Consider the following 20,400-nt stretch of genomic DNA (forward strand, 5'->3'; position numbering starts at 1 on the left):
GTCAGGCCAGACTGAAGTTGGCACTGCCACGTCCCATCCGCCGCTCCAGCTTCTGGCTGAACAGGGACAGCGGGTAGCACATGGCGAAGTACACGGCGGCGATGATCGCGTAGACGATGAACGGCTCGAACAGCGAGTTGTTGACGATCTGACCCGAGCGCATCAGTTCGACGAAACCGACCACCGAGGCGAGCGAGGTGTTCTTGATGATCTGCACCATGAAGCCGACGGTGGGCGGCGTCGCAATGCGGATCGCCTGCGGCAGGATCACCTTCATCATGCGCTGGGTGCGGCTCAGCGCCAGGCCTTCCGCCGCTTCCCATTGCGGCTTTGGCACCGATTGTATCGAGCCGCGCCAGATCTCGCCGAGATAGGCGGCGACATAGAGGGTGAGCGAAGCGCTGGCGGCTGCAAGCGGGGACATCTTGAGGCCAATGGCTGCCAGTCCAAAATAGCCGAGGAACAGGATAACGAGGAGCGGCGTACCCTGAACCAGTTGCACATAGGCGGCACTGAGAAGCCGCACGGACCTCAAGGGAGAAATGCGCGCGAGTGCGATCACGAAGCCGACGATACCGCCGCCAATGAGAGCGATCAGGGAAAGCCCGATCGTCCATAGCGCGCCGTGGCCGAGGAAAAGCAGGTGGTTAGCGTTGAGATGTCCGCCCATGCTTACCTCACAACGCCGTGCCGAGCCGTCGCCGGCGCGGAAACAGGACGAGGCCGAGGCCCCAGAATCCCGCGCGCATGACCAGCGACAGCAGAATGTAAAGCACGGCGACGATGATGTAGGTCTCGAAGGCTCGATAGGTATCCGACTGGATGTAGTTGGCTACGGCCGTCAATTCCTCGGCGGATATCTGCGAGCAGACCGACGAGGCGAGCATCAGCAGAACGAACTGACTGGTCAGCGCCGGATAGACCCTTTCGACGGCGGGCAGCAGGATGATGTGCCAGTAGATCTGGAAGCGCGAGAGCGCGAGCCCTTCGGCCGCCTCGATCTGACCCCGCGGGATCGCCTCGAAACCTGCACGCATGATCTCGGCCGTGTAGGCCCCGACATTGATCGTCAGAGCAACCACCGCAACGGTGAAGGCGGACAGTTTCAGTCCGATGCTGGCAAGTCCGAAATAGACCAGGAATATCTGGACCAGCAGCGGTGTATTGCGGATGGCTTCCACATAGACTTTGCAAATGCGGGCAATCAGCCGGCTATGGTTTCCGCGGCCTACGGCCGCAAGTGTACCGATAAGAGCTCCGGAAACTGTTGCGAGGAACGCGAGTTCGAGCGTCAGAATGGCGCCGCCGAGAAAGTTCGGCCACCGTTCCAGTACCGCGGGAAAGTCGAGTTCGATATTCATTGCAACAGGATCATCCAGCGCTCTGATTGGTCATGCGGTCGTAGACACGGAACAGAGCCTGATTACCGTTCGCGCCTTCGCCGTGCGCCCGCGCGTCGACATATTGGCTGGTGACGAGCGCGGTTCCGGGCAGTGGTACGTTCAACGCCTGGGCATGCTCCTGCACCAGCCTGAGGTCCTTGAGCATCAAGTCGATCCGAAAGCCGGCGCCGACGTCGCCTCCGATCATCGCCGGACCGAGCTTGTCCAGCATCCAGGATGCGGCCGAGCCGCCCAACAGGACGCGGCGAAGCAGGTCCAGGTCGACGCCGGAGGCGCGACCCAGAGCGAGCGCTTCGCAAATCGCTTGGATGTTGATGCCGCAAATCAGCTGATTGCAGAGCTTGACCGTTTGTCCAGCGCCGGACGCGCCGACATGGGTGATGGTGGTGCCCATGGCCCCAAAGAACGGTTCAGCCTTGCCGAAGGCTTCCGCTTCGCCGCCGGCCATGATCGACAGCGCTGCATCTCTCGCGCCGAGCGGTCCGCCGGAGACGGGCGCGTCCATGAAGCTCACGCCGGCCTGCTGCAGATCCGCATGGATGCGGCGGACGGCAACCGGCGAGATCGTGCTCATGTCCACGATCAGCTTGCCGGGAGGCGGCGACTTCAGGAGCCCGTGCTCGCCATAGATCACCGCTTCGACATGCGGCGTGTCGGGCAGCATGGTGATGACGATGTCGGCGTCCCGCGCGGCGTCTGCCGGGTTCTGCGCGCGGACCGCGCCATCCTTTGCGACGTCTGCGACGGCCGCCTCGTTGAGGTCGAAGGCACGGACCGCGTGACCGGCCTTCAGAAGGTTGCGGACCATTTCCCGGCCCATCGTGCCAATGCCGATGAAGCCGACGCTTCCCTTGCCATCCCGTCCCATACGCTTACTCGTCTTCTTGTTGGTTGGAGTTGCAGTCAGCGCGATGCTTTGCGGCCTTCCTTCTCGCCGACGACGGCGCGCCTTCTGTATTCGTCGCCGATCTCAAAATGCTTGCGCAGCGTGGCATCCGCCCGCTCCGGATCGCGTGCGATGACCGCCTCGAAGATGCGCCGGTGATCGTCGATCAGGTACGTCTTCATCGAGGGGAACGACTGCACGAGTTCGCGGCGGCTTCGATGCGAGCGCGTCAAAAGGCCCGCCACCGAATTATGCAGAACCGTCAGCGTTTCCGAGCGCGATGCCAACACGATGGCGCGATGGAATTCGAAGTCGGCCATGCCGCCCGCATCGGCCTCATCGATCGTTTCCTCGATATTCGCGAGGGCGCGTTGCAAGCGTTCGAAATCGGCGATGCCGGCGCGTTCGCAGGCCAGCCTGATAGCCTGACATTCGATTGCGACGCGGGCCTGCATTACGTCATCCAGCATGTCCGCCTGCTGGGCCAGCGCAAAGGTGAAGAAGTCGTTCAGGACCGAGACGTCAGGACGCGTCACCACGGTGCCGATGCGGTCGCGTATTTCGACGATGCCGAGCATGGTTAGCGCGCGCAGGGCTTCCCGGACAAGCGGCCGGCTGACGCCGAGCTGTGTCGCGAGTTCGCGCTCGGAATCCAGGCGGTCGCCCGGCTTGAGTGATCCGACGATCAACCGGTCGCGTAGGAAGGCAAAGACCTTCTGGAAGCCCTTTTCACCCTCGGCCGCTCGCTTGAGTTCCATTCCCGCAATCTTTTGGATGTTATCTTGGTAAGACCAGTAGGATGACCAGGGTGTAGACGTCAAGCCCCTAATGGCGCGGCGGTCAGCATGAGTGGCAGTCAAATGCGGGGGAAACCGATCAACAGGTTCAGCCTTTGACCGCGGTGACCACAGCTTCAATCAAAGCCCTCGCCACCGAGATCGGCCACACCAACCATTGCTCGCGCCGTCTATCATCTCGCGATCGAGCGGCTGACCAGCATCGACGCACCTGTTGTCGCCGCGGTGCGCGGTGGCGCAGGCGGCGGGTTGGGCCTGATGTATGTCGCGGACATCGTCGTTGCGGCGCGGTTCGCACTGGGTTACGGCGCGCTCGGCCTCACCGCCGACGGCGGCAACACCTGGTTCCTACCGCGTATGGTCGGGATGCGGCGCGCGCAGGAGGCGCTCGCCTTCGGATTGGTATCGCGTCTGAGACCAAGCGACGCAGTTGAGAGCGAAGCGGCTGCCATCGTCGCCACGCTTGCCGCGGGGCCGACCCGCGCTTACGGCGCCGTCCGCCGCATGCTGCGGCAGTCATTCGAGACGGGGTTGTCAGATCTGCTCGACGCAGAGAGAATCGATCGTGGAAGCCAGCGACACCGGCGACGCGCAGGAGGGAGTCGCCGCCTTTGTCGCCAAGCGCCGCCCGCAGTTCCGAGGCGAATGAGTGGAGCGATCGGACGACAACACACATCACCACTGACCGCAGCGCCGTTCCGTTCAGCCTGCTCATATTGGATGCTGCTAGATTTCTTTGATCTCTCGGTGCACACATCGTGCACACGCCGCCGTCTAACTGATTGAAAAACCTGAACTCTCGTTCCAATCCATCATGGGCAAGTTTGAGCTATGTCCAGCATCCGTGGTCCAGTGAAATCATATTCACTCGGCGCTGAGAATGTCGCGGTATCTGAACGGCAAACCGCGACATGATCTCTTGCCCGTTATGATTGCAGATGAAACCGCCCCGAAGGCCGCGTCATTGCTCTTCTACTTCCTTGAAGGCCTCCCGCGCGTTTCGGAAGGCATCGATCCCTGACGGGATGCCACAATAGACGGCGACTTGAAGCAGGATCTCCTTGATCTCGTCCTTCGTGAGCCCGTTCACGAGGGCCCCCTTTACGTGCAGCTTCAGTTCATGGGGACGGCCCAGTGCGCCTAACATAGCTAGGTTGACGATGCTGCGGGTACGACGGTCCAGACCCGGCCGCGTCCACAGAGCACCCCAGCAAAACTCAGTCGACCATTCCGCCATCGTCCGGGTGAATTCGTCGGCGCCTGCGATGGATTTGTTGACGTAGTCCTCGCCGAGCACTTCCTTGCGAACCTTCAGGCCCTTGTCGAACAACTCAGTCATCGTTGGTTCCTTCCATTGTTTGAGAACTGTTTTTCAAGGCGGCGCGGCTCAGCCGTGCGCCCTCATCAGGCCGGAAACGTCGGCAAGCTCGTCGAGACGCCAAACACCATCGATGATGCGATCTTTATCCCAATCGGTCTCACCCAGCCGCGCACAATCGCGCAGTTTCGCTTCGATATCCCGATCCGATAACGGGTCGGCAAGACTGCCCTTCGCTGCCATCACGATCTCGCTGAGCGTCTCTCCCGACGTCAGGCGGATAATGACACGCGCAGCACCATCCGGAAGCGAGGCGTCAAGCTCCGCCCCCACCTTCTGGCGCAGCGAGACGATGTCCGGCCGAAATACCGTCGCATCCGCGAACTCGGTAACGCCGGCCGTTCCCAGCAGCAGCGCACAGGCGGCGCAGTGATGAATGCTGACCCGTGCGTCGCGCTCGTTGCGAACCGGGCGGTCGCCGCGCGCCACCAGCAGCGCCGAGCCCTGCACTGTAATGGAAGCGATATCATCGATGCGGCGGTCGAGCTTCGCCCGCAAATTGAAACAGGCGTCGATCACGGCATGAAACACGATGCCCGCCGGATAGGGCTTGTAGGTATTCTTCGCGATCTCCCAGGTCTTGCCGAGGCTGCCCGTCAATCGCCCAAGATCAGGTTCGTCTCCCATAGCGCGCGCCCAACCGAGCGGTCCCTCAATGGCCCGGGGCGATGCGGAATAGCCCTCGGCCGCAAGCAATGCTGAGAACAGGCCGTTGCGTGCCGCGTTGCCGACGCTGACATTCTTGGCGGCACTGGGGAGGTTCTCGATGATCCCGGCCGACTGGCTGGCGGCGATTCCGATCGCATTAGAAATCTGGTCCGCCGGAAGCCCAAGCAGCTTCGCGCAGGCCGTGGCCGCGCCGAACACCCCGCACGTCGAGGTGATGTGCCAGCCGCGCGCGTAATGTCCGGGAGACACCGCGTTGCCGATGCGGCATTCGACCTCCACGCCGAGAATGAATGCCGTGAGCACAGCCTGCCCCGAATATCCCCGCGCTTGCGCCAATGCCAGCACCGGCGCTGCGACGGGCGCCGCAGGATGAATGATGGTGTCCAGATGGGTATCGTCAAAATCGAGCAGATTGGCCGAAATCGCGTTGACGAACGACGCAGCCAGCGCATCGAGCCGTTCCAGACGACCGATGACCGCGGATGTCGCGGCGCCGCTGAACGGCAACAACGTGCGCAACGCGGCAGTGACGGCAGGATCATTCGCCGACCCCAGCGCGGTCGCGAAGAAGTTCAGGATCGAGCGTTTAGCCTCGTGATTTTGCGCGGCGACATCCGCCCACACCGTGCCGGCAACGAAATCGGCGAATGTCGTGCCGGCGCCTTGCGCTTCATCTTGCCGCACTGAGCGAATTCCTCGGACCTTGTTTTTCCGACCCTATTCCGGCGCGACATCCCCTGTCGACAAAAATCTTATGCTTGACAGATTGACTGACAATCTGGAAATTTGGCGAAACGCGACCGGAGAACCCTGGCGCGACAAGAACAAGAATGCGCCCGTGCTTGCGGCGCGACAGGGAGCGAACCATGGCAGCAGAAACAATCGGCTTTGTCGGAACGGGCCGCATGGGCGGACCGATGGCCGGCCGCCTGCTCGACGCCGGCCATTCGCTGTGCGTTTACGATTCGCAGGTTGAGGCGACCAATGCGCTGGTTGCGCGCGGCGCACGGCTTGCGAAATCACCTGCCGAAGTCGCATCGAGCGCCGATATCGTGCTATGCAGTCTGCCCACCCCCGATATCGTCAAGGCGGTTGCGCTGGGGCCCGATGGAATCGTTGCCGGAAACCGCGCCACGGTGCTGATCGACCTGTCCACCACGGGACCCGGCGCTGCCAAATTGATTGCCAAGGGATTCGAGCCGAGGAACCTGACCCTGGTCGATGCGCCGGTCAGCGGCGGCATCAAGGGCGCGGTGAACGGCACGCTCGCGGTAATGGTGTCCTGCCCGAAGGCGACCTACGACCGGGTTGAGCCGATCCTGAAGCATTTCGGAAAGCTGTTTTACACCGGCGACAAGCCGGGCACGGCACAGACGGCAAAACTCGCCAACAATCTGATGGCCGCGGCAGCACTGGTGATCACCTCCGAAGCGGTGGCGATGGGCGTCAAGGGCGGTGTCAATGCCAAGGTGCTGATCGATATCATCAACGCCAGCAGCGGTCGCAACAGCGCCTCCGAGGACAAATTCCCCCGCGCCGTGCTTCCCGGCACCTTCGATTTCGGATTTACCACCGGCCTCTCCTACAAGGACGTGCGACTCTGCGTCGATGAAGCCGAAGCCATGGGGGTCCCGATGGTCTGCGGCTCGGTGGTCCGGCAGATGCTCGCGATTACCAACGCCAAATATGGCGCGTCATCCGACTTCACCTCGATCGCCAAAGTGCTTGAGGAATGGGCCGGCGTCGAAATGCGCGGCTAGACCGAAGCCACCGGCGCGAGAGGCGATTGCCATGACGATCGGATCGACCGGACCAAACGAGGTTTCGTTGGCGCGAGCGCTGACGCGCACCGCGCTTGCCGTCGACCGCGGCCGTTTCGACGCTGAAGTCATCGCCAAGGCAAAAATCTGCCTGCTGGATTTTCTCTCCTGCGCCTTCGAGGCGCGCAATCACCCGTGGAGCCGCCAGGCGATCGCCATAACGCGCGAGGTCGGAGACGGCGCAACCGTCATCGGCACCCGAACCCTCGCCTCGCCCGGCGACGCGGCCTTCGCCAACGCCACTATGGGTCACGGCCTGGTGCGCGAAGACATGCACGCCGCCAGCATCTGCCATCATGGCGTGGTGATCTGGCCGATCCTGCTCGCATTGTCGGAACGAACGCCGCTATCAGGCGCGACATTCCTTACCGCGGCAATCATCGGCTATGAGACCGGCGCGCAGATCGGCCGCGCGCTCTTTACCGCCGACCTCGCCCGCCTCCACCGGCCGACCGGTCTCGTTGCGCCGCTCGGCGCAGCGTTGGCGGGAAGCTATGCCCTTGGACTTACCGAAGATGCCGCAACCAGCGCAATTGCCATTGCCGCCAACACATCGTCCGGCTTGAACGAATGGCCGCGCGCGGGCGGTTCCGAAATGTATTTCCACCCAGGCTTTGCAGCGCGTAACGCGATTGCGGCGATCGAATTGGCGGAGGCCGGCGCCCTCGCTTCGGAAACGATCCTTGAGGGCGAAGCCGGATTGTTCGCTGCCTTCCGCCGCCAGCCTGCCCCCGACGATATCCGTTTGTTCACCGGCGCCGAGCCGGAAATTATGGCCGTCTACAACAAGCCGGCTCCCGCCTGCAATTTCGCGCAAACCGCAGCCCAGGCGGCTCTGCGCGCCGCGCGCGAACTCGGATCATCGGACGACGTCGCGACCGTTGCCATTCGAGTCCCCGAAGCGGCGGCCCGCTACCCCGGCTGCGATTCGAAGGGACCCTTTCACAACGCGCTGCAGGCCAAGATGAGCATTTCCTTCAGCGTCGCCGCGGTGCTGGCGCGCGCCGCGCTCGAAGAAGAAAACTACGCTGACATCAACGATCGCAGGATACTGCGCCTGGTCGAACGGACCGAGCTGCAAAGCGCGCCTGATCTCACCGCTGCATTCCCCGCGAACCAGGGCGCTGAGGTCCTTGTTGGCCTGCGCAATGGAAAGACCATCCATCACCGCCTCGAGAATGTGATTGCCGCGACGCCGGAGCAAATCCGCGCCCGCTTTCGGCGGGCTGCTTCCGACGTCATCGGCGACAAGCGCGCGCTGTATCTGGAAGAGCTGGTGGACAGTTGCACATCGCTTCCTGTCAGCCACGTGATAGCCGCTCAGTGCCGGCTTGAACCATCCGAGCAACGGCTGCGGCCAGCTTCATGATCGATCACGACAAACGGAAAATGAGGGGCACCATGTTCAAACCGGAAATGGCCGAAACAGCCACACCGATAGCCGGCACGAAACACGGATACTCCCCTGCCGCGCGAGGTCTCCGGTGACCCAGGCGCTGGAAGGCTTCCTGCAAGCGCTGTCCGCCGGACTTTTGATCGGCGCGGTCTACGGCCTGATGTGCGTCGGGCTCGGGCTGATTTTCGGCGTCATGCGGGTGATCAATTTCGCCCAGGGCGATTTCATGATGCTCGGCATGTATGCCGCGTTCTATTTCTTCACCGCGTTCGGCGTGCAAGCCGCGTTCGGCAACACCTTCGGACCGTTCGTCGCGATCCTGCTGGCCGGCCCGGTGCTGGCCGTGTTCGGCTACTTCGTCCATCTTACGCTGATCTCGCGCGTATCAGGCATGCGCACTTCCTCGCTCGAGGGCGAGGGTCACTATGCCCAGCTCATCCTGACGCTGGGGATCGCGCTGATCCTGCAGAATGGCGGCCTGCTCGTGTTCGGCTCGGTGCTGGCCTCGATCCGGACGCCGCTGTCGAGTTCGGCGTGGGAGCTTGGACCGATGTTCTATGACGTCAGCGTCTTCATCAACAAAGCGCGCGGCATAGACGCTGTTGTCTCGCTGGTGACGATGCTGCTGCTGACGCTGATGATCACGCGGTCGCGGATCGGAAAATCGCTGCGCGCCGCCGCCGATAACCCCACCGCGGCAACCTATATGGGGATCGACGTCGACCGCGCGCACCGCATCGCCTTCGCAATCGGCACCGGCATCACCGCGATCGCGGGCGGCCTGCTCGCCACCAACTATCCCTTTCACCCGTTTGTCGGCGTCGAATACGTCATCGTGATGTATGCCGGCGTCGTGCTTGGCGGCATGGGCAGCATCATCGGCGCCTTCTGGGGCGGCATGACGATCGGCCTGGTCCAGCAGATGTCGACGCTGATCCTGCCGACGCAATTGCAGAACGCTGCGATCTTCGTCGTGTTCCTGCTGATCATCTTCTTCCGTCCGCAAGGCTTCTTCGGGCGTATGGTCGAGAGGACATGACCATGCGCGGATGGCGATCGCTGTTGCCTATCCTTGTCTTCACCGCGCTCTATGCCGCGGTGTCGCTGAGCGTGACCAATTCCTATTACCAGCTGGTGATGACGCTGGTTCCGGTCTGGGCGATCTTCGGGCTGTCGTGGAACCTGCTTAGCGGATACACCGGGCTAATCTCGTTCGGTCATGCCGCCTTCTTCGGCGTCGGCGCCTATACCGTCGTGCTCTGCCAGATCCATTTCGATCTGTCGCCGTGGGTGACGATCCCCATCGCGGCCGTTCTCGGCGGTATCGCCGGATTGCTGATCGGCTTTCCGACCTTCCGCCTGCAGGGGCACTACTTCGCATTGGCGATGCTGGCCTACCCGCTCGCCATTCTCTACGTGTTCGAATGGCTCGGCCTGCAGGAAGTCACGCTGCCAATCAAGCGCGACAATCCGATCGCCTATATGCAGTTCGCCGATCACCGTCTCTACACGTTGCTGGCGCTGGCGATGATGCTCGGCACCATCCTGCTGACACGCGCCATCGAGCGGTCGCGCTTCGGCATGGCGCTGCTTGCGATCAAACAAAACGAAGCCGCCGCGGAAGCCGCGGGGATCAACACGCTGGCCTGGAAGCTCCGTGCCGTCACGCTCAGCGGCGCCATCGCCGGAGCGGTTGGCGGGTTCTACGCTGTCGTGTTGCTGGTGGTGACCCCGCAATCTGTGTTCGGCATGCTGGTGTCGGCACAGGCGCTGACGGTCGCCATGTTCGGCGGTGTTGGAACAGTCTGGGGTCCAGTGATCGGATCGGTGATCCTGATCCCATTGGCTGAAACGCTCAATGCCGAAGCGGGTTCGCGCTTTCCCGGCATTCAAGGGGTCATTTACGGCCTTGCTATCATATGCGTCATTCTTCTCGCGCCTGAGGGCCTGTACTGGAAAGCGCGTGACTTCCTGCGAAAACGCTCGGCACTACCGGCTGCGGCGACGCAGAGCGCGCCGAATGTCCCGGTTGCGGCGCCCGTCCCCGCCGCGCCAGCGCGTGTCAAACGATCCGTCGGAACGGGCGACGTCGTCCTCGAAGTCCGCAACCTGTCGCGTTCCTTTGGCGGGCTGAAGGCCGTGCAGGATGTCACCTTCAAGCTGCGGCAAAACGAGATCCTTGGAATCATCGGTCCCAACGGCGCCGGCAAGACTACGCTGTTCAACCTGCTGAACGGATTCCTGCGGCCGGGTACCGGCGAGATTCTGCTCGGCGGACGCGAGATGTCCGGCCGCAAGCCGCACGAACTCTGCGAGGCCGGCATCGGCCGCACCTTCCAGATCATGCGTCCGTTCCTGCGCATGTCGATCTCGGACAATGTCGTGGTCGGAGCCTATGTCCGCGCCAAGACCGATGTCGAGGCAAGGAAGCTGGCAGCCGATGCGATTGCCCGCGTCGGACTGTCGGAGATCGCCGAGCGCATCGCGGGCGAACTCACGACCAAGGAATTGCGGCTGATGGAACTCGCCCGCGCGCTGGCCGGACAGCCACGTATCTTGCTGCTCGACGAGACGCTCGCGGGCCTCGGACACGACGAGGCTGACGAGGTCGTCGCGGTAATCCAGCGGCTTGCCCGCGACGGCATGACGATTGCGATCATCGAACACACGATGCAGGCGATGGTCCGCCTGGTCGACAGTTTCCTGGTGCTTGACCATGGCGCCGTAATCGTTGAGGGCGAGCCTGAAGCGGTCACCCGCGACAGCCGCGTCATCGAGGCCTATCTCGGCAAAAAATGGGTGGCCCATGCTCCGCATTGAAGGGCTTACCGCCGGCTATTCCGCGATCCCCGTGCTGAACGACGTCTCGATCAAGGTCGACGAAGGCCAGTTCGTCGCGATCGTCGGACCGAACGGCGCCGGCAAGACCACGTTGTTCAAGACGATTTCCGGCATCGTGCAGCCGAGCGCAGGAACTATCACATTCGAAGGTCATGACCTGCTGGCGATCCGGCCCGCGCAACGCGCGCATCTTGGCATCGCCCACGTACCGGAAGGCCGTCAGGTCTTTCCTTCGCTCACGGTGATGGAAAACCTCGAAATGGGCGCGATGACCGAGGCCGGCCAGCGCGACTGGAAACACAACATCGAGCGCATCTTCGAATGGCTGCCCATCCTGGCCGAGCGCCGCGGCCAATTCGCGGGCACGCTCTCGGGCGGTCAGCAGCAGATGCTGGCGATCGGCCGCGGGCTTGCAGGCTCGCCCAAACTCCTGATGCTGGATGAACCCTCGATGGGTCTTGCGCCCACCATCGCCGATTTCATCTTCGAACGGCTGATCGAAATCCGCCGGCAATCCAACCTGACGATCCTGCTGGTCGAACAGCGCGTGGCGGAGGCCCTCGAATCCGCCGACCACGGCTACGTGCTCGAAGCCGGCCGCGTCGCGCTCGAAGGCAACAACCAAACCTTGCGAGCGGACGACCGCATCCGCAAGGCCTATCTCGGCATGTAACCAACAGCAACACCATTGGGAGGACGAAAATGGGCCAGGACAAGATTGAGGACAATCTATCCGACAAGATTTCGAAGACGTCGCTGACGCGGCGAACCGTGCTCTCGGGAGCGGCCGCGATCGGCCTGTCGACTGTGGCGCGAGCGCAGCAACCTGCCGAAGTCAAGGTCGGCCTGATCGTGCCGTTGTCCGGCATCTATACCCGTCCGGGCCAGGTGATGCGCATGGGCGCCGAGATGGGCATCGAGCACATCAACGCGCAAGGCGGCATCAAATCGCTCGGCGGCGCAAAGATGAAGCTCGTCGTGATCGATTGCGGCGACACCACCGAAAAGGCCAAGAACGCAGCGCAGCGCATGGTGGCGCAGGAGCCCGATCTGGTTGCTGCGACCGGCTCCTATCTGAGCTCCTTCACGCTGGCGGTGACTGAAGTCACCGAACGCGCCGAACTACCTGTCCTGACGCTGTCTTATTCGGACCTGCTGACCGATCGCGGGTTCAAGTTCATTTTCCAGACCGCAGCGCCCGCCAGTGTGCAGTCCCAACTCGGCTTGCCCGAACTGATGAAGCTGGCCGAGACCGCTTCCGGCAAGCGACCGAAGACCGTCGCCATGCTGATGGACAACACGGCGACCTCGGTCGCAACCGCCAAGGCGCTGAAGGAGAAACTCCTCGCGCAGGAAGGCCTTCAGCTCGCGGTCGAGGAAGTGTGGACACCCCCACTTTCCGACGCCACGCCGCTGATCCAGAAGGTCAGGTCAGCCAGGCCGGACCTGTTGCTATTCATGCCGAACGCGGTCTCCGACGCAAAGCTCGGCCTGGAGAAGATCAACGAGTTCGGCCTCGGACAGGGCAAGATTCCGACTGTGTCCTTCAGCATCACCATTGCCGAGCCGGACATGCTGCAAAGCGTCACCCCGGAAGTCGTCCAGGGCATTATGACGATCGTCGCCAACTGGGGCTGCAAAGGACACGAGGACATCATCGCCGAACTCAAGGCCAAGTACAAAGAGCCCTGGGCGACGCAAAATGTCATCTCGACCTATGGCGACATGTGGCTGATGAAGGCTGCGCTTGAAAAGGCCGGGAAGGCCAACCGCCTCGCCGTCGCCGATGCGTTCCGCACTCTGGATGGCGGGCCCGCAAAATACTATCCCGGCGGTCAATTGAAGTTCGATGAAAAGGGCCGCCGTGTCGGCGCAGGCGTCGTCATCGTGCAGTGGCAGAACGGCGTACCTGTCACCGTGTTCCCGTCCGACCTCGCTCAGTCGTCTCCGTTCTGGCCAAAGAAATCCTGACTGCAACGCATCTCAAAAATTTCAGGGAGGAATAGCCATGACAAAAATTGCACAGACCGCTCTAACGCGGCGCAGCCTGCTCGCCGGTGCATCCGCCGGCCTGATCTCGACTCGCGTATGGGCGCAGCAACCGGCCGAAGTAAAGGTCGGATTGCTGGTGCCGATCTCGGGCCTCTATGCGCGCCCAGGAGCTGTGATGCGCCACGGCGCCGAGATGGGCGTGGAGCACATTAATGCGCAAGGCGGCATCAAGTCACTCGGCGGCGCCAAGCTCAAGCTGGTCGTGCTCGATTCCGGTGACACCACCGAGAAAGCCAAGAACGCCGCACAGCGCATGGTCGCCCAGGAAACCGACTTGGTGGCCGCGAGCGGCTCCTATCTGAGTTCATTCACGCTGGCGGTCACGGAGGTCACCGAGCGGGCCAATCTTCCGGTCCTCACCCTCTCCTACTCCGACCTGATTACCGATCGCGGCTTCAAATATGTGTTCCAGACCTCGGCCACCGCGGGATCGCAGGCGAAACAGGCCCTGCCCCAGATCGTGAAGCTGGCGGAAACCGCTTCCAGCAAGAAGCCCAAGACGGTCGCGATCATCACCGACAACACCGCGGCATCGGTTTCGTCGGCAAAGGCGATGCGCGACGGCCTGCTCGCCGAAAACGGGCTGCAACTGATCGTCGATGAAACCTTTACGCCGCCGCTCGCCGACGCCACCTCGCTGGTTCAAAAAATCCGGTCGACCAAACCTGACCTGCTGTTCTTCCTGCCGACGGTGATTTCCGACGCCAAGCTGCTGCTCGAGAAGATGAACGAGTTTGGCCTCGGACAAGGCAAGATTCCGACTATCTCGTTCGGCATCGCCATCGCCGAACCCGACATGCTGCAGACCGTAAGCCCGGAACTGCTGCAGGGCCTGCTGACCTGCGTCGCAAGCTGGGGCGCCAAGGGTCACGAGACGCTGATCGCCGAATTGAAGACCCGCTACAAGGAGCCCTGGATGACGCAGAACGCGATCTCCACCTATGGCGACATGTGGGTCATCAAGGACGCGCTCGAGAAAGCCGGCAAGGCAGACCGCGTTGCGGTCGCCGACGCGCTGCGCACCATGGATGCCGGTCCTTCGAAATATTACCCGCTCGGCGAAATCAAGTTCGACGAAAAGGGTCGCCGCGTCGGCGCCGGCATGACCATCGTGCAGTGGCAATCGGGCATCCCGGTCACGGTATTCCCGCCGCAGCTGGCGCTGTCCCAGCCGTTCTGGCCCAAAAACTAGCAAGGATTGGATACCGATATGGACAAGGCGACATACGATCGAGGCCTCCAGATCCGAAAGGACGTGCTGGGCAACGAATTCGTCGACAAGGCGATCGCATCGGCCGATGACTTCAATCGGCCGATGCAGGACCTCACGACGGAGTATTGCTGGGGCTATGTCTGGGGCCGCGACGGCCTCACGCACAAGACCCGCAGTTTCCTCAACCTTGCGATGCTGTGCGCGCTCAACCGGCCGCAGGAACTCAAGACCCATGTGCGGGGCGCCCTGACCAACGGCGCGACGCGCGAGGAGATGCGCGAGGTGTTCATGCAGGTTGCGATCTATTGCGGCGTGCCGGCCGGCGTGGACGCTTTCCGTAATGCCGAGGAAGTGTTTGCCGAACTGGACAAGAAGTAACGGAGCCCGAGACGATGTTGCAGGGCAAATGGGCTCTCGTGACCGGGGCGACGGCAGGCCTGGGCTTGGCCGTGGCTGAAAGCCTGGCCGGCGCGGGAGCCAACATTGTCCTGCACGACCTCAAGGAACCGGCGCAGACGCGGGACCGTCTGCGCGCGCAATTCGGCGTCGAGGTGGTCAGTGTCGCAGCCGACCTGTCGCAGCGCGCCGCCATCGAAGCTGTCATGGACGCCCTGCTCGGCCGCATCGGTGCGGTCGATATTCTGGTGAACAATGCGGTGGTACGGCACTTTTCTCCGGTCGAGAACTTTCCGCCAGAACGATGGGACGAAGCTCTCGCCGTCAATCTGTCGGCCCCGTTCCACCTGATCCGCCTCGCATTGCCCGGCATGAAGCAACGGAAATGGGGCCGCATCATCAACATGGCGTCGATCTATTCGACTCGCGCGGTCGCGGACCGCATCGACTACGTGACCACCAAGACTGCCATTGTCGGCATGACCCGCGCCGTCGCAATCGAGACCACGAAGAGCGGAATTACCTGCAACGCACTGTGTCCGGGCACGCTGCCGACGCCGGCCATTCAGGGAAAAATCGCGGGGATCGCGGCCAGCGAAGGCCGCAGCATCGACGAATCCACCAGTGACTACCTTGCGAGCCGGCAGCCGAGTGGGCGGTTTGTCGCCATGGAAGCCGTCGGCGCGATGGCGGCCTTCCTGTGCAGTCCGGCCGCACAGGACATCACGGGGGCAATGCTGCCGATCGATGGAGGCTGGTCCGTCGCATGAGCGTCACCGTCCGTCTCACCCAGGAGATCTACAGTGGCTGAAGCATCGAGCCGAAATGCCGTGGTAACCGGCGCCGCCGGTGGCATGGGTCGTGCCATTACGAAGGCGCTGCTCGAAAGCGGGCGGCGGGTCGTGCTCGCCGACCGCGATCCGGCCTCGCTTCGCGAGTTCGCCACTGAGATGGGCGACAACACATTCCCGATCGAACTCGATATTACCGACACCAAGGCCGTGGACCGCCTGCCCGACCTCATCCCGGACGCCTTCAAGCCGATCGACATCCTCGTCAATAATGCCGGCCACGACATCGGCGGCCGGACCCGGTTCGATGCCGGCGCGGCGGACGATTGGTCCGGGATCATCCAGACCAATTTGATCGGCCTGATGCGGGTGACCCGCAGCCTGCTGCCCGACATGATCAGGCGCAATTCGGGCCACATCGTCAACATCAGCTCGATCAACGCCCTACGCATCATTCCCGACATGGCCGCCTACAGCGCCAGCAAGGCGGGCGTGCACATGTTTACCGAAACGCTCCGCGGCGAGCTCGCAGAAACGGCGATTCGGGTGACCGAGATGCAGCCCGGCTTGACCCGGACCAATATCATCCTCACCCGCTATCGCGGCGACCGGGAGAAGGAAAAGGACTATTTCGACCAGTTCAAGATGGCGCTCGATCCGGCCGATATTGCCCGGTCGATCGTGTTTGCGCTGGACCAGCCGCCGCATGTTCAGATTGCGGAGATGATGATTCTGCCCGTAAATCGCTATTGAACCAATGCCGGTGCGAAGGCGGTAGACAATGGACAAACGCGGTGAATTGCAATCCACGCTCCGGATCGAGGACGTTCCGACCGTCCGGTCGATGGTCGCCCAGAAGCTGCGTGAGGCGATCATGTCCGGAAAGCTGAAGCCGGGCCAGCGCCTAGTCGAACGGGAGCTTTGCGAGATGACCGGCGTGAGCCGGCCGTCCATTCGCGAAGCGCTCCGGTTGCTGGAAGCCGATGGTCTCGTCAATACCGTCCCTCACCGCGGCCCTGTCGTCAGCACCATCAGTCTTGAGGAGGCAAAGCAGCTCTACGCGGCCCGCGCCGTGCTCGAGGGATTTGCCGGACGAGAATGCGCGCGCCTGCACGATCCTGCCGTTGTCCGCAGGATCGGGGACGCTCTCACCAAGCTGAAGGCGGCGTTCGCCGATTCCGACTTGATAACGGCCCTCGAAGCCAAGACGGAGTTTTATGCGGCGTTGATCGGCGGCTGTCAGAACGCCTTCATCGAACGGATGCTCAGGCCGCTGCACGACCGGATCACGCTGCTGCGGATTACCTCGATGTCGCAGCCCAAACGCATCAACAAGAGCCTGCGCGAGGTCACCGCGATCTGGCGCGCCATCCAGAGCGCCGATCCCGATCTCGCCGAGAAATGCTGCGTCGATCACATCAACGCGGCGGCCGTGGCCGCGCTCAGCATGATCGAGCAATCATCCGCGTCGAACGAGAAGGCGACCGCGGATGAATGACCCAACGTTATTTCGACCAAGCCGTTTCAAAGGGCCACAAGGCCGATAGGAAGCTGCCATGAAGTTTGTAAAATGCGTTCTTCTGATGCTGTTGCTGTCGCCAGTACTGCCGGCATTCGCCCAGGAATTTCCGAGCCGGCCGATCACGCTGGTCGTTCCCTTCTCGGCCGGCGGGCCCGGCGACGTCATTGCACGCCTGCTCGGGACATCGATGAGCGCGACGCTGAAGCAGTCGCTCGTCATCGAAAACGTCGTCGGCGCCGGCGGTACCCTTGGCACCAATCGCGTCGCCAAAGCCTCGCCTGACGGTTACACCCTGCTGCTGATGCATGTCGGTCAGGCCACCGCGCCGGCGCTCTACGCCAAGCTGCCGTTCGACCCCGTTGGTGACTTTGCGCCGATCGGTCTCGTCACCGACGTACCGATGATCCTGGTGGCGCGTGCGAATTTTCCCGCCAAGGACCTGAAGGAACTCGTCGCCCATGTGCGAGCCCAAGGCGACAAGGTCACCTACGGCAATGTCGGCCTCGGCTCCGCGTCACATCTGTGCGGGCTGATGTTCATGAGCGCCATCGAGGCCAAGCTCACACCGATCTACTACAAGGGTGGAGGCCCCGCGCTGAACGATATCATCGCCGGTCACATCGACGTCTATTGCGATCCGGCAACAGGGCCTACGCCGTATATTCAGGCCGGCACCATCCCGGGTTACGCCATCACCAGCAAAAAACGCGTGCCGACCCTGCCGAATGTGCCGACGTCGGCGGAAGCGGGGGTACCGAAGTTCGACGTCACGACCTGGTACGGGCTGTATGCACCACGCAATACGCCGAAACCGATCGTTGACGCTCTCGTCGACGCCCTGCAAAAGGCGCTCAAGGACCCGCCTCTGGTCACCCGCTTCGCTGAACTCAGCATGGCGCCGGTCGAGCCGGAACGCGCGACGCCAGGGGCGCTCGAAGCCCTCCTGAAGAGCGAAATCGACAGATGGGGCCGTATCATCAAGGATGCCGGCATTACGCCGCAGTAAGCTGACTCAGCTCGTAGCACGGTATTTTTCCGGATCGGAACCCGACTTGTTCAATGGTCGCATGAAGCAGAGATCAGAACACCACTGGAATATTGTTGTGCCAAACAGGAAGACGCGGTGGCGTGACAGGCCATGGCCACAACTGACGCGCGACGGCCCCAGTATGAGCGCTCGCACGCCAACTGATAAGGTTTTCTGCGAAACCTTACGAGTCTGCAAACTGCCTCCATTTTCGGTATTTCCTTATCGATCGCCAACTGCCCTATTTCTTACTCATGCTTATCGACCACGAGATGCTGTTGGGCATGAACGGCCGCTTTGCGGGGCGGGTTCAACTGATCGCTGTCCCCGCGGATTGAGGAGACAAGATCGAAACCCGCATCTAGTGCCTGGGATTGAGAGCATCATTCAGGCCGTCACCCATCAGGTTGAAGCCGATCACGAGGGCGATGATCGCGAGCCCGGGCCAGAACGCCATCCATGGCGCCTCGCTGAGAAACTGCCTGGCGACATCAAGCATGGCGCCCCATGACGGGGCCGGCGGCATCTGACCAAGCCCCAGGAAGGCAAGGCTCGCCTCGGCCAGGACCGCAATCGCCATGGTGAGCGTCGCCTGCACGATCGTCGGCGCAAGCACATTCGGCAGTACCTGTCCGGTGAGGATGGCGAGATCGCCGAGGCCTTGGGCACGGGCCGCCGCGATGTAATCCTCGGTGCCGACGACCAGTGTTTCAGCACGCGCGACACGAACGAATACCGGTACGGCGGAAATGCCGATGGCGATCATCGCATTCTGGAGACTGGGGCCCAGGAAAGCGGCCAGCGCAATCGCCAGCACCAGGAAGGGGCAAGCCAGCAGCGCATCGGCGAGACGCGAGATCACCATGTCGGCGAGGCCGCCAAAATAGCCGGCGACGAGACCAAACGGGAGGCCGATGAGCACAGCGACGGTCACGGAGACCATGCCGGCTCCAAGCGAAGCCTGCGTGCCAAAGATGACGCGGGACAGTACATCACGGCCGAGATCGTCGGTGCCGAACCAGTGAGCTGCACTGGGGGCCGCGCGTATAGCCATCCAGTCCGGCGCATTTGGATCGTAGGGCGCGATCCACGAGGCAAACACCGCAAGCACGGCAAAGAACAGAATGATCGTAGCCCCGATCACGGCGGACGGCTCGCGCAACAGGCGGCGAATCTCCGGAGAACCGCCTGCGCGCACCCGACCTGCAACCGGCGTCGTCTCAATCGAACTCATGACCTGAGCCTCGGATTGAGCAGCACATAGGCGACGTCGGCAATCAGGCTCATCAACAGGAACACGGCCGCCGTGCACAGCACCACGGCCTGGACCACGGCATAATCGCGGCTGAACACGCCATCGACGATCATCTTGCCAAAACCGGGTATGGAAAACACCTGCTCGGTCAGCACCGCGCCAGCCAGCAATTCGCCGAATTGCAACGTGCCCAGCGTCACCACCGGAATCAGCGCGTTCGGCAGCGCATGGCGCAGCACGATTGTGCGATCGCGGACACCCTTCGCGCGGGCGGTACGCACATAATCCTGCTTCATCGCCAGGATCATCGCACTGCGGACATGGCGCATCATGATGGCGGCGGTGCCGGTGCCGAGAACCAGGGCAGGCATCAGCATTGAAAGCAGGTTGCGCCCCACGCTTTCGAAAGGCGAAACAAACCCTCCGGCCGGCAGCCAGCCGAGATTCACCGAGAACACCAGGATCATCATGATCCCCAGCCAGAAATGCGGAATCGACAGGCCAGCCAGTCCGAACAGACTGGCACCGTAATCGAACGGCGTTCCGCGCCGCAGCGCCGCGAAGATTCCGATCGGCAGCCCGAGCAGGAGCGCAACCAGCATCGACAGGATCGCGAGTTCGATGGTCACCGGCAGCTTTTCAACCAGCATGGTGCCGATCGGCAGCCGGGTGCGCACCGAGGTACCGAAGTCACCCTGCACCACGCCTTTCAGCCAGACGACGTATTGCACCGGAACCGGATCATTGAAGCGATATTTCTGCCGAAGATACTCGACGACCTCCGGGTTGCGCTCTTCGCCGGCCAGCGCCAACGCCGGATCGCCGGGCAGCAGCTTCTGAAGGCCGAACACCATCATCGACACCAGCAACAATGTCGGCAGTGAGACGCCGAGCCGGCGCAGAAGCAGTGTCTTCATCTTGGCAGTCAGTTCCTCACTTGGCCGGCGCGCCGAC

The 20,400-nt window shown here is 62.4% G+C and carries 21 protein-coding genes; 13 read left to right on the forward strand and 8 right to left on the reverse strand.

Annotated elements, in window-relative coordinates:
- Window position 1 precedes the first annotated feature (1 nt).
- Genes JQ600_RS21800 through JQ600_RS21815 form a run of 4 tightly spaced genes read right to left on the reverse strand, consistent with a single transcriptional unit; the run spans window position 2 to window position 3,047 of the window.
- On the reverse strand, window positions 2-670 hold the full coding sequence (locus JQ600_RS21800; RefSeq protein WP_212268230.1) for an amino acid ABC transporter permease: 669 nt from the start codon (window positions 668-670) through the stop codon (window positions 2-4).
- A 7-nt stretch (window positions 671-677) separates the two neighbouring features.
- A complete protein-coding gene (locus JQ600_RS21805; RefSeq protein WP_212268232.1) occupies window positions 678-1,361 on the reverse strand; it encodes an amino acid ABC transporter permease in 684 nt (227 codons plus the stop codon).
- Between the two features lie 10 nt (window positions 1,362-1,371).
- Window positions 1,372-2,310, reverse strand: a complete 939-nt coding sequence (locus JQ600_RS21810) for an NAD(P)-dependent oxidoreductase (RefSeq protein ID WP_249133588.1) — start codon at window positions 2,308-2,310, stop codon at window positions 1,372-1,374.
- Complete coding sequence (locus JQ600_RS21815) at window positions 2,307-3,047, reverse strand: FadR/GntR family transcriptional regulator (RefSeq protein ID WP_212268236.1); 741 nt, start codon at window positions 3,045-3,047, stop codon at window positions 2,307-2,309. Before JQ600_RS21815 ends, JQ600_RS21810 begins: the two co-directional genes overlap by 4 nt.
- Window positions 3,048-3,278: 231 nt before the next feature.
- Here JQ600_RS21815 and JQ600_RS37610 point away from each other — a divergent pair, with 231 nt between their 5' ends.
- Window positions 3,279-3,872: an enoyl-CoA hydratase-related protein gene (locus tag JQ600_RS37610; RefSeq protein ID WP_249146561.1), complete on the forward strand. Its 594-nt coding sequence runs from the start codon at window positions 3,279-3,281 to the stop codon at window positions 3,870-3,872.
- Window positions 3,873-4,047: 175 nt separating this feature from the next.
- Here JQ600_RS37610 and JQ600_RS21825 read toward each other — a convergent pair whose 3' ends face one another.
- Together JQ600_RS21825 and JQ600_RS37425 are read right to left on the reverse strand one after the other, a co-directional pair.
- Window positions 4,048-4,425 (reverse strand): carboxymuconolactone decarboxylase family protein, encoded by a 378-nt coding sequence (locus JQ600_RS21825; RefSeq protein ID WP_192734580.1) that lies wholly within the window; start codon window positions 4,423-4,425, stop codon window positions 4,048-4,050.
- A gap of 48 nt (window positions 4,426-4,473) precedes the next feature.
- Entirely contained in the window at window positions 4,474-5,817 is a 1,344-nt protein-coding gene (locus tag JQ600_RS37425) for an MmgE/PrpD family protein (RefSeq protein WP_212385908.1), read from the reverse strand.
- A 182-nt stretch (window positions 5,818-5,999) separates the two neighbouring features.
- Here JQ600_RS37425 and JQ600_RS21835 point away from each other — a divergent pair, with 182 nt between their 5' ends.
- The 12 genes from JQ600_RS21835 to JQ600_RS21890 all read left to right on the forward strand — a co-directional run bounded on the left by JQ600_RS21835 (window position 6,000) and on the right by JQ600_RS21890 (window position 18,170).
- Window positions 6,000-6,893, forward strand: coding sequence for an NAD(P)-dependent oxidoreductase (locus JQ600_RS21835; RefSeq protein ID WP_212268240.1), 894 nt, complete (start codon window positions 6,000-6,002; stop codon window positions 6,891-6,893).
- A gap of 31 nt (window positions 6,894-6,924) precedes the next feature.
- Complete coding sequence (locus JQ600_RS21840) at window positions 6,925-8,322, forward strand: MmgE/PrpD family protein (protein WP_212490089.1); 1,398 nt, start codon at window positions 6,925-6,927, stop codon at window positions 8,320-8,322.
- A gap of 127 nt (window positions 8,323-8,449) precedes the next feature.
- Window positions 8,450-9,388, forward strand: coding sequence for a branched-chain amino acid ABC transporter permease (locus JQ600_RS21845; protein WP_212386004.1), 939 nt, complete (start codon window positions 8,450-8,452; stop codon window positions 9,386-9,388).
- Window positions 9,385-11,169 (forward strand): ABC transporter permease subunit, encoded by a 1,785-nt coding sequence (locus JQ600_RS21850; RefSeq protein ID WP_212490090.1) that lies wholly within the window; start codon window positions 9,385-9,387, stop codon window positions 11,167-11,169. The genes JQ600_RS21845 and JQ600_RS21850 overlap by 4 nt, the downstream gene beginning before the upstream one ends.
- On the forward strand, window positions 11,156-11,863 hold the full coding sequence (locus JQ600_RS21855) for an ABC transporter ATP-binding protein (protein WP_212268244.1): 708 nt from the start codon (window positions 11,156-11,158) through the stop codon (window positions 11,861-11,863). Before JQ600_RS21850 ends, JQ600_RS21855 begins: the two co-directional genes overlap by 14 nt.
- A 29-nt stretch (window positions 11,864-11,892) precedes the next feature.
- Window positions 11,893-13,161 carry an ABC transporter substrate-binding protein gene (locus tag JQ600_RS21860; protein WP_212268246.1) on the forward strand — a complete coding sequence of 423 codons (1,269 nt, stop codon included), beginning with the start codon at window positions 11,893-11,895 and terminating at the stop codon, window positions 13,159-13,161.
- A 37-nt stretch (window positions 13,162-13,198) separates the two neighbouring features.
- Complete coding sequence (locus tag JQ600_RS21865; RefSeq protein ID WP_212385906.1) at window positions 13,199-14,434, forward strand: ABC transporter substrate-binding protein; 1,236 nt, start codon at window positions 13,199-13,201, stop codon at window positions 14,432-14,434.
- Between the two features lie 18 nt (window positions 14,435-14,452).
- Window positions 14,453-14,833 (forward strand): carboxymuconolactone decarboxylase family protein, encoded by a 381-nt coding sequence (locus JQ600_RS21870; protein ID WP_212385905.1) that lies wholly within the window; start codon window positions 14,453-14,455, stop codon window positions 14,831-14,833.
- Window positions 14,834-14,847: 14 nt separating this feature from the next.
- The gene (locus tag JQ600_RS21875; protein ID WP_249136012.1) at window positions 14,848-15,621 is read left to right on the forward strand and encodes a 3-hydroxybutyrate dehydrogenase; all 774 of its coding nucleotides are present in this window, start codon (window positions 14,848-14,850) and stop codon (window positions 15,619-15,621) included.
- A gap of 33 nt (window positions 15,622-15,654) precedes the next feature.
- Window positions 15,655-16,395, forward strand: coding sequence for an SDR family oxidoreductase (locus tag JQ600_RS21880; RefSeq protein ID WP_212268250.1), 741 nt, complete (start codon window positions 15,655-15,657; stop codon window positions 16,393-16,395).
- Window positions 16,396-16,423: 28 nt separating this feature from the next.
- Window positions 16,424-17,140, forward strand: coding sequence for a GntR family transcriptional regulator (locus JQ600_RS21885; protein ID WP_212268252.1), 717 nt, complete (start codon window positions 16,424-16,426; stop codon window positions 17,138-17,140).
- Window positions 17,141-17,198: 58 nt separating this feature from the next.
- On the forward strand, window positions 17,199-18,170 hold the full coding sequence (locus JQ600_RS21890) for a tripartite tricarboxylate transporter substrate-binding protein (RefSeq protein WP_212268254.1): 972 nt from the start codon (window positions 17,199-17,201) through the stop codon (window positions 18,168-18,170).
- Window positions 18,171-18,552: 382 nt separating this feature from the next.
- On the opposite strand, the gene JQ600_RS21895 is transcribed toward JQ600_RS21890, so the two are convergent.
- Together JQ600_RS21895 and JQ600_RS21900 are read right to left on the reverse strand one after the other, a co-directional pair.
- Window positions 18,553-19,425, reverse strand: a complete 873-nt coding sequence (locus tag JQ600_RS21895; protein WP_249136013.1) for an ABC transporter permease — start codon at window positions 19,423-19,425, stop codon at window positions 18,553-18,555.
- Window positions 19,422-20,363 carry an ABC transporter permease gene (locus JQ600_RS21900; RefSeq protein WP_212268256.1) on the reverse strand — a complete coding sequence of 314 codons (942 nt, stop codon included), beginning with the start codon at window positions 20,361-20,363 and terminating at the stop codon, window positions 19,422-19,424. Before JQ600_RS21900 ends, JQ600_RS21895 begins: the two co-directional genes overlap by 4 nt.
- Window positions 20,364-20,400 lie beyond the last annotated feature (37 nt).

Source organism: Bradyrhizobium sp. AUGA SZCCT0176 (assembly GCF_018130145.1).
Classification (GTDB): domain Bacteria; phylum Pseudomonadota; class Alphaproteobacteria; order Rhizobiales; family Xanthobacteraceae; genus Bradyrhizobium.

What these genes read in the sequence shown, in the direction of transcription:
- JQ600_RS21800 (WP_212268230.1), bottom strand. Translation starts at nt 670, where the DNA reads ATGGGCGGACATCTCAACGCTAACCACCTGCTTTTCCTCGGCCACGGC.
- JQ600_RS21805 (WP_212268232.1), bottom strand. Translation starts at nt 1,361, where the DNA reads ATGAATATCGAACTCGACTTTCCCGCGGTACTGGAACGGTGGCCGAAC.
- JQ600_RS21815 (WP_212268236.1), bottom strand. Translation starts at nt 3,047, where the DNA reads ATGGAACTCAAGCGAGCGGCCGAGGGTGAAAAGGGCTTCCAGAAGGTC.
- JQ600_RS21825 (WP_192734580.1), bottom strand. Translation starts at nt 4,425, where the DNA reads ATGACTGAGTTGTTCGACAAGGGCCTGAAGGTTCGCAAGGAAGTGCTC.
- JQ600_RS21835 (WP_212268240.1), top strand. Translation starts at nt 6,000, where the DNA reads ATGGCAGCAGAAACAATCGGCTTTGTCGGAACGGGCCGCATGGGCGGA.
- JQ600_RS21840 (WP_212490089.1), top strand. Translation starts at nt 6,925, where the DNA reads ATGACGATCGGATCGACCGGACCAAACGAGGTTTCGTTGGCGCGAGCG.
- JQ600_RS21850 (WP_212490090.1), top strand. Translation starts at nt 9,385, where the DNA reads ATGACCATGCGCGGATGGCGATCGCTGTTGCCTATCCTTGTCTTCACC.
- JQ600_RS21855 (WP_212268244.1), top strand. Translation starts at nt 11,156, where the DNA reads ATGCTCCGCATTGAAGGGCTTACCGCCGGCTATTCCGCGATCCCCGTG.
- JQ600_RS21860 (WP_212268246.1), top strand. Translation starts at nt 11,893, where the DNA reads ATGGGCCAGGACAAGATTGAGGACAATCTATCCGACAAGATTTCGAAG.
- JQ600_RS21865 (WP_212385906.1), top strand. Translation starts at nt 13,199, where the DNA reads ATGACAAAAATTGCACAGACCGCTCTAACGCGGCGCAGCCTGCTCGCC.
- JQ600_RS21870 (WP_212385905.1), top strand. Translation starts at nt 14,453, where the DNA reads ATGGACAAGGCGACATACGATCGAGGCCTCCAGATCCGAAAGGACGTG.
- JQ600_RS21875 (WP_249136012.1), top strand. Translation starts at nt 14,848, where the DNA reads ATGTTGCAGGGCAAATGGGCTCTCGTGACCGGGGCGACGGCAGGCCTG.
- JQ600_RS21885 (WP_212268252.1), top strand. Translation starts at nt 16,424, where the DNA reads ATGGACAAACGCGGTGAATTGCAATCCACGCTCCGGATCGAGGACGTT.
- JQ600_RS21890 (WP_212268254.1), top strand. Translation starts at nt 17,199, where the DNA reads ATGAAGTTTGTAAAATGCGTTCTTCTGATGCTGTTGCTGTCGCCAGTA.
- JQ600_RS21895 (WP_249136013.1), bottom strand. Translation starts at nt 19,425, where the DNA reads ATGAGTTCGATTGAGACGACGCCGGTTGCAGGTCGGGTGCGCGCAGGC.
- JQ600_RS21900 (WP_212268256.1), bottom strand. Translation starts at nt 20,363, where the DNA reads ATGAAGACACTGCTTCTGCGCCGGCTCGGCGTCTCACTGCCGACATTG.